Origin of the sequence: Dokdonella sp., assembly GCF_035703485.1 — a bacterium.
Taxonomy (GTDB): Bacteria; Pseudomonadota; Gammaproteobacteria; order Xanthomonadales; family Rhodanobacteraceae; genus Dokdonella.
Map to the genome: position 1 here is coordinate 1 of NZ_DASSYD010000214.1, position 10398 is coordinate 10398.

A 10398-nucleotide genomic window follows, 5' to 3' on the forward strand; every position below is an offset into this window, starting at 1 on the left:
GAAAGCTGGCGGACTGCCAGGAAAAAGATCCCGCCTTGAGTGAATTGTTTCTGGTCGAGGGTGATTCGGCCGGCGGTTCAGCCAAGCAGGGCCGCAATCGCAAGACCCAGGCCATCCTGCCACTGCGTGGAAAGATCCTGAATGTCGAGCGGGCGCGCTTCGACCGCATGCTTGGCTCGGCCGAAATCGGTACGCTGATCACCGCGCTCGGAACCGGCATCGGCAAGGACGAGTACAACATCGACAAATTGCGCTACCACCGCATCATCATCATGACCGATGCGGATGTCGATGGATCGCACATTCGCACCTTGTTGTTGACATTCTTTTACCGCCAGCTGCCTGAGCTTATCGAGCGGGGTCATATCTATATCGGCCAGCCGCCTCTGTACAAGCTCAAACAGGGCAAGCAGGAGATGTACCTGAAAGACGATGCAGCGCTGAACAGCTACCTCATCGCCAACGCGGTCGAAAACGCCGAATTGCTCTATAGCCCCGATGCCCCGCCATTGAGTGGGCAAGGCCTGGAGAACCTGCTGATCGACTATCAGGCTGCGTTGGATCAGACCGAACGCCTGGGTTCACGCCATGATTCGACATTGCTGCGCGCTTTCCTCGATGCGCCACCGCCAGCCGCCGACGCCTGGCAGGACGCGGATGCGCTGCAAACCTGGACCAGCACCCTGAGCAATATCATGAACCGCAGCGGATCGGGCAGGGCGCGCTATCATTTCACCATACGCAAGGCGACCGAGGAGCATCCCGCCGCGCTGCTCGTCAGACGCGAACAACACGGGACCGAGACAATCCAGGTGCTGCCAGCCAATTTCTTTGTCGGCGGAGAATTCCGAGCCATTGCGGACGCCGCCAAGCAGATTGCAGGTCTGATCCAGCCGGGAGCCCGCGTCAGCCGAGGCAACAAGTCGCTGGAGTTGACCGAAGGCGTTGCCCAGGCGCAGTCCTGGCTGATGGAAGAAGCCAAGCGCGGACGCACGATCCAGCGCTTCAAGGGACTCGGCGAAATGAACCCAGAGCAGCTCTGGGAAACCACCGTCAACCCGGAGACGCGTCGACTGCTTCAGGTCAATATCGAGGACGCCATTGCTGCCGACCAGATTTTCTCGACCCTGATGGGTGATGTCGTGGAACCAAGACGACACTTTATCGAGGAAAATGCACTGCGCGTCAGCAATCTGGATATCTGAGAAGGCCAAGACAGAAAAGATTTATTTATATAGAACAAGACGCCAACCAGAGAGGATCATCAAACCCGAAAAGCGACCGCGTTGCCTCGAAACGGGCGATCATGAATGGAATCAGGATTTTCTTTTCATGCCTATACATGCGAACGCTACGGCGGTACGCTCAAGCATCGCGACTCTATCCATTCCAGGGGTGAAGGCCACCCCGATCAAGCCATTCGAGGAGTGACCATGAAGTTTCTCAAGCTCGCACGTATCGCGCTTTGCGCGGCGGTGCTGGTGTTTGCATCGACCGCTGTCATTGCCAAGAAGCAGTCGAAGGCGGAAAACGAGTACCCGAACGCGACCCGCAGTGACGTCAAGCCGACGATGTCGGAACGTGACCAGCGCTACCTCAACAAGGCGACCGACCTGGTCAACGACGGCAAAGGCGCGGAAGCCGAGCCGCTCATCCAGAAAGTATTCGATAACAAGAGATCCAGCGATTACGCGAAAGCATTTGCGCACCAGTTGCAGGCGCAGGTGTACTGGGATGCCGACAAAGGCGATCAGTCAATTGCCGAGTACAAGGCTGCGATCGCGCTTGACGCCCTGCCCAACAGCGCGCAATTCCAGGTGATCTACGCGCTGGCGCAGACCCAATTGCAGGAAGAAAAATACCAGGAGGCGATCGCTACTCTGGAAGAGTGGGAGAAGCTGACCGGCAAACAGACGGGGGACGAACTGGCACTGAAGGCGAATGCGTACTATCGCACCGACCAGTATCAGCTCGCGGTCGACACGATGAAGCGTGCATTGGCCACCGACGATGAGCCCAAGGAGAGCTGGAACCAGATTCTCATGGCCAGTCTTTTTGAACTGGACCAGTATGACGAGGCCGCCAACATACTCAAGGCACAACTGGCGAAAAGTCCCAAAGACGTCAAGCTGATAAACCAACTGGCCAAGGTCTACATCAACGCGGACAAATATCCGCAGGCCATCGAAGTTCTCAGCAAGGCAAAAGCGCAAGGTTTGATCAACAGCGCGGACGACTACGTCCAGCTGGCCAAACTCTATGCCAACGCCGACCAGCCCAAAGAAGCCGCCGCAACACTCAAGGAAGGCATGGAAAAGGGCATCGTCGAATCCAACTACGAAAATACCAAACTGCTCGGCGACGTCTGCAACCAGGCCGACGATGAAGCCTGTGCGATTGACGCCTACCAGAGAGCCTCCGCACAGTCCAAGGACGGCAACGCCGACTATCAGCTCGGTTACATGCTGTTCTATGCTGATCGTGGCCCCGAGGCAAAAGTAGCGCTTGATCGCGCCATCCAGAAAGGTGGACTGCGCCAGGAAGGTGAGGCCTATATCCTCCTCGGCGACGTCGAAAGCTATGCGGACAACAATGCTGCAGCGCTTGCCGCCTGGAGGAAAGCAGAGGGCTTCCCAAGCACCAAAACAATGGCCGCGCAGCGAATCAAGGTCATCAGTTCCGGTGTCAAACTCAAACGCACGAGCAAGAAGAAATGACGTTTGCGCGAGCAAATCGACGGTTCACCAGCGTGACCGAAGCAACATTCATCCACTCTGACCCTTGTCGAAAAGCACATGGGTGTTGTACCGTGCCGGGTCACGCTTTGCGCGATTGGCGGCAGCCACATCCGCGGGGAATCTTGCGGATCGCACACAAGAACAACAACTGTTTGGTTAACACCGATGGCTGACGTCTACGAAACTTCAAACAACAAGTTCAACTGGCTCCGGGTCATGGCTCTGACCGGTGCGTTCGGCGTGCATTTCTTTGCTCTTGCCCTGTTGGCGACTCCGGCAGCACCACCGGAAGCGGCCAAAAAGAAGGTCGACAACAAGGTGACGGTCGAATTCATCGAACCGCCACCACCGCCACCGCCACCGCCGCCACCACCACCGGAGCCGCCGAAAAAGCCGCCACCGAAGGTGATCGAGAAGATCAAGCCACCGCCGACTCCGCCACCGGAGCCGCCGCCACCAGTCATCGTCGAGGAAGCTTCGCCGATGGCCGTCGCTGCGCCACCGCCAGCACCGCCAGCACCACCGGCACCGCCAGCGGATATCGCACCGAGCGAAAATATCAGTTACCGTAGGCTGCGACCGCCGAAGTATCCGCCTCAGGCTGTACGTCAGAGGATGGAAGGCAAGGTTATTCTAAAAGTTCTGGTTGGCCTTGACGGCAAACCCGAGGAAATCACCGTAGAGAAGTCCAGCGGATATCGAGTTCTCGATCGATCAGCAATCGCGGCAGTGAAGACATGGATTTTCAACGCTGGTGTAAAGAATGGAAACGCGAGTCGCGGTTATGCTTTGGTCCCCATCGAGTTCAACCTCAACCAGTAACAATCATCTAAGGTAGCGCCATGCAGCAAGATGCCTCTTCGACCATGCCTGCGGATCAGTCAGGTGCCATGCCCCCACCGATTCCGGGTGGTGGCAACAATGCCCAAGCTATGACCCAGATGGGCTTTGATCATCTCATCCATAATTTCGATTTTATGGGATGGGTGGTCTTCATCACTCTCGTGGTCATGTCGGTGATGTCGATCTACTTCATCATTGCGAATGTCATGCGGAACGGCATCGTGAAGGCGCGCATGGAGCGTGTCATTCATGGATTCTGGGAAGCCCCTTCCGCACAGGAGGCGATCCGCTTCCTGGAAGAGCAGCCCAAGTCCGAGCCGTTCTCCAAGATCGCACTGGAAGCCGCCACCGCAGCGCAGCACCATTCGCGCAACGAAGGCAGCCGTCTGGTTGAAGCATTGAATCGATCAGAATTCATCGATCGTGCATTGCGTCAGGGTGTTGCCCGCGAAAGTATCCGACTGGAAGGCGGTTTGACCGTGCTGGCAACTGTCGGCGCCACGGCACCCTTCGTTGGTCTGCTCGGTACGGTCTGGGGCATTTATCACGCCCTGATCAAGATCGCATCGAGCGGTTCGGCATCGATGGAAGCGGTCGCCGGCCCCGTCGGCGAGGCGTTGATCATGACGGCAGCTGGTCTGTTCGTCGCGATTCCTGCGGTGCTTGCCTACAACTTCTTTGCACGCAGCAACCGCCTGATCTACGCTCGCTTCGACGAGTTCGCACATGACCTGCACGACTTCTTCGCTATCGGTTCCCGCGTTGAAGGTGGAGCAGCAGCCCCGGCACCCGCAGCTGCGAGGAAGTAAGCCATGGCCTTTTCATCAAATTCGGGTGGCGGCCCGATGGCGGAAATCAACGTCACGCCGCTGGTGGACGTGATGCTGGTGTTGTTGATCATCTTCATGATCACCGCACCTTTGATGACCCACAAGATTCGCATCGATCTGCCACAGCCAAGCAAGGATCCGCCGCCAGAGCTGAATCTGCCGGATCCGATCGATCTCGCAGTCAAGGAAAACGGCGAGCTGTATTGGAACGACGAGGCCATCACTGAAGCCATGCTCGCAGCCCAGCTCAGAGTAGCTGCGCAAAAGACTCCGCAGCCTGAACTTCAGATCCGAGCTGACAAGACCACCCAGTACCAGCTGATTGCAACGGTTATGTCCAATGCAAAGAGCGCGGGAATGGTCAAGATCGGATTCATAACGGCCCAAGCACAATCCGGGCCCTGAATTCGCGCAAGCGTCTTCGCATCAAAACAGAAAAGGCGTCGCGAAAGCGGCGCCTCTTTCTGTTGCGCGGTCTCAAGCGCTCTCGTCGATAATCGCCAGGTAGTTGTGAACCGTCTCGGCAAGGCCGTCAATCAACGCCTCGGAAAACAGCGCGTGACCAATGGAGACCTCGGAAATCCATGGCGCCGCAGTCAGCAGCACGCCAAGATTCTTCTGATCGAGATCGTGTCCTGCATTGACGCCGAGACCACAAGCAATCGCCGACCTCCCTGTGGCAACGCAGGCTTCAAGCTGCTCACCAAAGTCACCTGACTCGAACGCCGCTGCGTACGGCCCGGTATAGATCTCGATACGATCTGCGCCACTCTCGGCAAAACGCTCAAGGACACGGCAACCGACGTCGACAAAGAGACTGACGCGACAACCTTCAGCCTTGAACTCTCGGATTCGTTCCCTGAGCAAACGGAAATCCGTATCGCCGTCAAAACCGTGGTCCGAGGTCAGCTGGCCATCGCCATCGGGGACCAGTGTCACCTGGGCCGGACGGGTCCTGCGCACAAGCTCGATCAAACCCGGATATCCAGGTCTTGGCGGAGCAAAGGGATTGCCTTCGATATTGAACTCCGCGCCATCGAGCACGGCCGCAATCGAGGTGACATCCGCACCCCGGATATGCCGCTGATCGGGTCGCGGATGGACGGTAATGCCATGACAGCCCGCGGCCAACGCAAGCTTGGCCGCTACCACCGGATCGGGAGCAAAGCCGCCGCGGGAATTGCGCAGAACTGCGACCTTGTTTACGTTGACACTGAGCCTGGTCAAGATCGATTACCCGATCGAAAGAATCAAGTTTAGCAGTCCGTCGGCCTGCAACCGGTCAGTCGGAGATTGCTTGCTACTGTCATCCTCACCGGCGCTGTCAAAACTCCTGGTCCAGGCTATTTGCAAGACTCCGGCTTGCTACTCCAGATAACCGGATCCCAAAATTTGCCATCACGCCATTCGTTGCGCTGATCCACATTCAAGCGGGCGGCGAGGAAGTACGCGGTGACCGGCGCGACGTCGACGACAAGTGTCTTGTAGCGATCCGCTCCAGCGCCATCCCTGAAGCTCTGATTGAACGCAAGATAGCGATTCTCGATCAACTCGCCGACCCTGAGTACATGCCGCCCTGCTGATACGCGATAGCTGTCACGGCGACGAAGTGGCGTCGAACTTCCGTCAATGCTGATCAAGGTCGCGCCATGCAGATGCTGCTGTCGCGGCGCATTGTCGAAGGTATTGATCCAGCCACAGCCCTTGCCCGCTGCCACCTCATTCACATCGACGGCTTTATGCGCCTGCGATGCTGTCGCCCCTACGTGGAGAGAAAATGCCGGAATCCAAACCGCTTGCCAGGTTCCGGACAGCGCCACTTTTGCGCCATCGCGTAGAACAACAAACTTTAATTGTGCGCCATCCGTGCTCGAAGCCAGCGTTTCACGCAAAACACGCCCCGCCGTCGCCGAACCATCCGCATCACTACCCAGCGACGAAAGCATCACGCCATTGAGTGAGGCAATGACATCGCCATTGCGAAAGCCAATCTTGCTCGCCAGGCCCCCCGGCGTCGTACCGAGAACGAGGAGTCCACGCTCCGCGGCGGCTCCGCTACGGGTATCGACGAGAACGCCGAGATCTGATGCGCGTTCGCCTTCGGAATCAATTTGCAGCGAAACCGTATTGGCCGGATTCGACGGCAGCTCGCCGGACTGAATCATGTCCATCAGCAAGACGCGAACCTCGCCAGCCAATCGACGCTCCGCGCGACTACTGGAATCCGAAGCCTGAACCGCCAAGCCGAACTCGCCAGATTGAGCTTGCGCGAAAAGTGCCGTGCACGACAACAGCAGACTCAGCAAGACAATTGCCCATCTCCGACCACAACCGACCCCACTAGAAAGACGCATAACCGGCTCCATCGTCAAATTCGCGTGAACCTATGTCCACCAGACACACTATCCTGCTCAACAAGCGCTTCAAGCAATTGCTTGCGCAACGTCCACAACGCTTGCAATTCCGCGTCACCGGCACCGTGGTCATACGCAGCCTGCAAATCACGATCGAGCAGGCGCAAGCGGGATTGCACGATCGAATCAACGCGACCATTGCCGTTGCCGCGCAACGCATCCTGCAAATCCTGTGATTCCATCCGCACATCCGCAACGGCATGCACACCATCGCCGACGTCCTCGGCCGGTTGCAGCACGCGCAATCCGAAAACGACAACGACAGCCAGACACACGCCAAGACCAGCGAAGCGTCGATTCCTGCGTCGCCTGAGCCGACGGTCATTCCCGGAGAGAATGCGCTCCCAAAGCGCGGGATCCGGATCAAACTCGGGTAGCAGCGAAGCAGACATCGGCCGGGCGTCAATCAACGAATCTTCATGGGTCATCTGCAACATCCTCCGGATCACGAATCACGGAATCCGCTTCGGCAATCCGCCTCAACGACCGGGCAAGAATCGATTTCGAATAACTCTCACTCTGATCGAACAACAATGCCAGCTCCTTGTGCGTGTATCCCTCCAGCTCATGCAACACCACCACAGCCCGCTCGCGCGGGCTTAGACGCATCAACAGGTTCCAGGCATCAACCCGTGCTTCTGCAGAACTGGGCGGCGCCTCCATGACAGAAAAATGGACCTCCGGATCCCTGTCATCATTTCTGCGATTGCGACGCACCACATCGATCGTGGAATTGACCACCATGCGCTTGAGCCAGCCACCGAACGGCGCCTCGCCGCGGAATTTCGAGATGCTCGCCATCATGCGCAGAAACACGTCATGAACAATATCCTCTGCCGTCGCCGGTTCGGCCACGATGCGCAACGCCAGGTTGTAACAAGAGCGACCATACAGTCGGTAGATCTTTTCGAACGCAGCAGTCTTGCCACGCCGAGCCTGCCGAAGAACCTCGGGATCCAGAATTGTTGCGAAACCGGAATTCACACCCAAGGGAAATCCATCGGCAGCCATATCCAAAAGACGAAGCAACAGGCGAAAACGTCGCAACCCGGCCGCCTGCCAAGCTGTCGGGTTCTCCCGATTGAGGCAAAATTCGGTCACTCTGTTGAGGCGACTTCTCCAACCAGCCGAACCAGATCCGACTGAGTGCCAAGCCCGCCAATCCAGGAATTGGCTGGACTAGCGCTGCAAAGGTAGCCGAACTTCGCGAATCTGATTCAGGGGAACGTTCAATTCCGCTTCACCGCGGCCGACGAGAATCCTCAACAACGCATGATTTGCGGTTACCTCCACAAGTTTTCCGGATACGCGTTTGCCATTGCTCGTGACAAAGAGCACGTCTGCGCCTCTCTGTTCGTTCAGCGCGGATAGCGGCACCACGCGATAGTCCTTCCTCTTCGCTGTTTGCGCCGGCAGTCGTTCGATCACGCCAGGCTTCCACACCAGGGCAAGTGTCGAATCCTCGGGTGGCGGCGGCGCACTGGCGATGACGCGATGATCGTTTGCAGCGACTTCTGACTCGATCGTCTGAATCGGCTCCGTTGGCCCTGATGTCATTGCTGAAGGCTCACTCACGGGCTCAGCCGCAGTCACCGATGGCTCGATGTCAGCCTGATCTCGTGGCGATTGATTTGCCGCCGAGTCGCTTCCATCCGACACGCTTGGTTGAACAGCGATGTGGTCGCCTTCCGCTGCATCGACAAGCTCGCTGGCACTTGCGAAGACCGTCTCCATCGGAACCTGTTTCGGGCTGACTCCAATCGGCTTGTCGGGATCGGCAAAGGCCAACCGAAACATGATCGGAGGTGCATCGCCGAGCCGACTTGTCACATTCAGATGACGAAGCAGATCCTGCCTCGGATACGCCGCAATTTCAGTCGGAGTCCAAGAGCTATCCGGCAAACTGGTCAAGCCAAGCGCCCCGCCGCGGGTGACCAGCTGCCTGTACAAGCCCAACAGATCCTCACTCGGCCGAATTCCTCGCGCATCGAGAAAATCCTCGATCGCTTTCACATGTCGATCAACGAACGCCGCAGAGCTGGAACCGAGCCACTGCGCACAAAACTGGTTGCGCCGGGCGAAGTAACCCGAATCCACGTACTTGATCCCGGCGCGATCGAGGCGCAGTAGTGATTGCGCCGAGAACGATTTCCACTGCGCAACATCGAATCCCGACAACTCGGCAAATCCACGAATAGAGGAGATGTTCGGATCGTCGAGATCCATCGACAGGTGAAGCTTCTTGGCGTCAGGATCAAGTCGATAATCGAATCGATCGGCTCGTTCCTGCACATCAATCCCCATGCTGATTCGATCCTTGTCACTCAATGGATCGCTACCGCAACCGAAGTTCTCGAACGGCACCAGGCTGGATGCGCCCAGCCACCCCGAGAGCGTGTCGTCGCTATCCGTCTGGCCAAAGCGCAGCGCCTTCGTTCGAACGCTTGCGCGTTCAGGAAAGCCGGATTCGGGTGCAACCAGGCGGCCAAGGAGCCAGAGCGCATTGCCACCCCTGATATCAGCCGTCCGTGCATGTAGTTGACCCTCCCGGCCCGCCAGATGAAGCACGAGCCGGGGTTCCTGCAAACGCATGCTGCCATCAAGCGCGACCCCCGCACTGGAAAATGTCAGTGTGGCCAATGGCTCAAGCGATTGCGCCAGGCTTGCGGCCGTGCGCCGTGCCGCAAACTCGAGCGTGACCCCGACGGCAATTACGGAAATCGTCACCAGCAACAGGATTCTGCGCCATCTCATTGTCGCGCAAGCCCTCTCCAAAGACGGTTGAACCGTCTTGCGCACCCCTGCGCCCCGACGATAGCGGGATTGAACAACTGCGGCAATGGCGCGCCCGAACACATAATGAGGGTCACCCTCTCAACAAGATTCCGGTTTCCAGATCGAGATCGAAACCCGGACCCGCAAGGAGAGCGGCGCCGGGCGCACCGAATCCGCCTCAGGCCCGCCGGATCGCCATCACCACAACCAGCAGAATGATTGCGCCGATCATGGCGTGGATAACACTTCCGATCAGACCACCGCCGATGACGATTCCGACGCGTGGCAACAGCCAGCTCGAGATCAAGGCGCCAAGAATGCCAATGACAATGTTGCCGACAAGCCCCAAACCACGACCCTTGACGATCAGTCCGGCAAGCCAGCCGGCCAGCGCACCAACAAAGAGCAGAATCAACAAACCTTCAACAGTCATGAGCTTCTCTCCAGTATGCCGCGAGGTGCGGCACCGACATCATGCCCCACTTCATCAGCGCTGCCTCAACCATGACAGGACCAGTCCGCCCGGTCAGGAAACCTGATTGGAGAACGGATCCGCTTGTGAGGCTTTCGCTTTGGCCTGCGCCGATTGATCCTTGGCTTTGGCCAGTGCCTTGTCACGAATGGCCTGCAAGGCCTCAGGCGGCAACATCGCGGCGTCGGGTCGAGAATTCGCCGAGATGCGCGCGGCGGCCATCGAAAAGACCGCGCCAAACAGCCCGACGACGATCATCAACAAGGCCAAGCCAAGTACCCCGGGACTGCGCGTCAGCAGCGCCATGATCAATCCCAGCAGCGTTA

General features: G+C 57.9%; 12 protein-coding genes. 5 read left to right on the plus strand and 7 right to left on the minus strand.

The features are described from left to right. The 5 genes from VFN25_RS16650 to VFN25_RS16670 all read left to right on the plus strand — a co-directional run. On the plus strand, window positions 1–1205 hold a 1205-nt coding region (locus tag VFN25_RS16650), incomplete at its 5' end, for a toprim domain-containing protein (RefSeq protein ID WP_325143944.1). Between the two features lie 228 nt (window positions 1206–1433). Then, window positions 1434–2717: a tetratricopeptide repeat protein gene (locus VFN25_RS16655; RefSeq protein WP_325143946.1), complete on the plus strand. Its 1284-nt coding sequence runs from the start codon at window positions 1434–1436 to the stop codon at window positions 2715–2717. 186 nt (window positions 2718–2903) lie between these two features. Continuing rightward, entirely contained in the window at window positions 2904–3560 is a 657-nt protein-coding gene (locus tag VFN25_RS16660; RefSeq protein ID WP_325143948.1) for an energy transducer TonB, read from the plus strand. 68 nt (window positions 3561–3628) lie between these two features. Beyond that, window positions 3629–4390, plus strand: a complete 762-nt coding sequence (locus VFN25_RS16665) for a MotA/TolQ/ExbB proton channel family protein (protein ID WP_325143964.1) — start codon at window positions 3629–3631, stop codon at window positions 4388–4390. Window positions 4391–4393: 3 nt separating this feature from the next. After that, window positions 4394–4816, plus strand: coding sequence for a biopolymer transporter ExbD (locus VFN25_RS16670; protein ID WP_325143950.1), 423 nt, complete (start codon window positions 4394–4396; stop codon window positions 4814–4816). Between the two features lie 72 nt (window positions 4817–4888). Here the strand turns inward: VFN25_RS16670 and VFN25_RS16675 are convergent, their stop codons facing one another. The 7 genes from VFN25_RS16675 to VFN25_RS16705 form a co-directional block, all read right to left on the minus strand. Beyond that, window positions 4889–5638, minus strand: coding sequence for a pyridoxine 5'-phosphate synthase (locus VFN25_RS16675; protein ID WP_325143952.1), 750 nt, complete (start codon window positions 5636–5638; stop codon window positions 4889–4891). A gap of 116 nt (window positions 5639–5754) precedes the next feature. Next, window positions 5755–6717 carry a PDZ domain-containing protein gene (locus VFN25_RS16680; RefSeq protein WP_325143954.1) on the minus strand — a complete coding sequence of 321 codons (963 nt, stop codon included), beginning with the start codon at window positions 6715–6717 and terminating at the stop codon, window positions 5755–5757. Between the two features lie 62 nt (window positions 6718–6779). Then, window positions 6780–7253, minus strand: a complete 474-nt coding sequence (locus VFN25_RS16685; RefSeq protein ID WP_325143956.1) for a hypothetical protein — start codon at window positions 7251–7253, stop codon at window positions 6780–6782. Beyond that, window positions 7243–7809, minus strand: a complete 567-nt coding sequence (locus tag VFN25_RS16690) for a sigma-70 family RNA polymerase sigma factor (RefSeq protein ID WP_325143967.1) — start codon at window positions 7807–7809, stop codon at window positions 7243–7245. The genes VFN25_RS16685 and VFN25_RS16690 overlap by 11 nt, the downstream gene beginning before the upstream one ends. A gap of 195 nt (window positions 7810–8004) precedes the next feature. Beyond that, complete coding sequence (locus VFN25_RS16695) at window positions 8005–9579, minus strand: hypothetical protein (RefSeq protein ID WP_325143958.1); 1575 nt, start codon at window positions 9577–9579, stop codon at window positions 8005–8007. 199 nt (window positions 9580–9778) lie between these two features. Next, window positions 9779–10033 carry a GlsB/YeaQ/YmgE family stress response membrane protein gene (locus VFN25_RS16700; protein ID WP_325143960.1) on the minus strand — a complete coding sequence of 85 codons (255 nt, stop codon included), beginning with the start codon at window positions 10031–10033 and terminating at the stop codon, window positions 9779–9781. Between the two features lie 93 nt (window positions 10034–10126). Beyond that, a partial coding sequence (locus tag VFN25_RS16705) for a hypothetical protein (RefSeq protein ID WP_325143962.1) occupies window positions 10127–10398 on the minus strand: 272 nt, incomplete at its 5' end.

Excerpts from the sequence above, each read along its gene's own strand:
- VFN25_RS16655 (WP_325143946.1), top strand. The coding sequence starts at position 1,434 with ATGAAGTTTCTCAAGCTCGCACGTATCGCGCTTTGCGCGGCGGTGCTG.
- VFN25_RS16660 (WP_325143948.1), top strand. The coding sequence starts at position 2,904 with ATGGCTGACGTCTACGAAACTTCAAACAACAAGTTCAACTGGCTCCGG.
- VFN25_RS16665 (WP_325143964.1), top strand. The coding sequence starts at position 3,629 with ATGCCCCCACCGATTCCGGGTGGTGGCAACAATGCCCAAGCTATGACC.
- VFN25_RS16670 (WP_325143950.1), top strand. The coding sequence starts at position 4,394 with ATGGCCTTTTCATCAAATTCGGGTGGCGGCCCGATGGCGGAAATCAAC.
- VFN25_RS16685 (WP_325143956.1), bottom strand. The coding sequence starts at position 7,253 with ATGACCCATGAAGATTCGTTGATTGACGCCCGGCCGATGTCTGCTTCG.
- VFN25_RS16695 (WP_325143958.1), bottom strand. The coding sequence starts at position 9,579 with ATGAGATGGCGCAGAATCCTGTTGCTGGTGACGATTTCCGTAATTGCC.
- VFN25_RS16700 (WP_325143960.1), bottom strand. The coding sequence starts at position 10,033 with ATGACTGTTGAAGGTTTGTTGATTCTGCTCTTTGTTGGTGCGCTGGCC.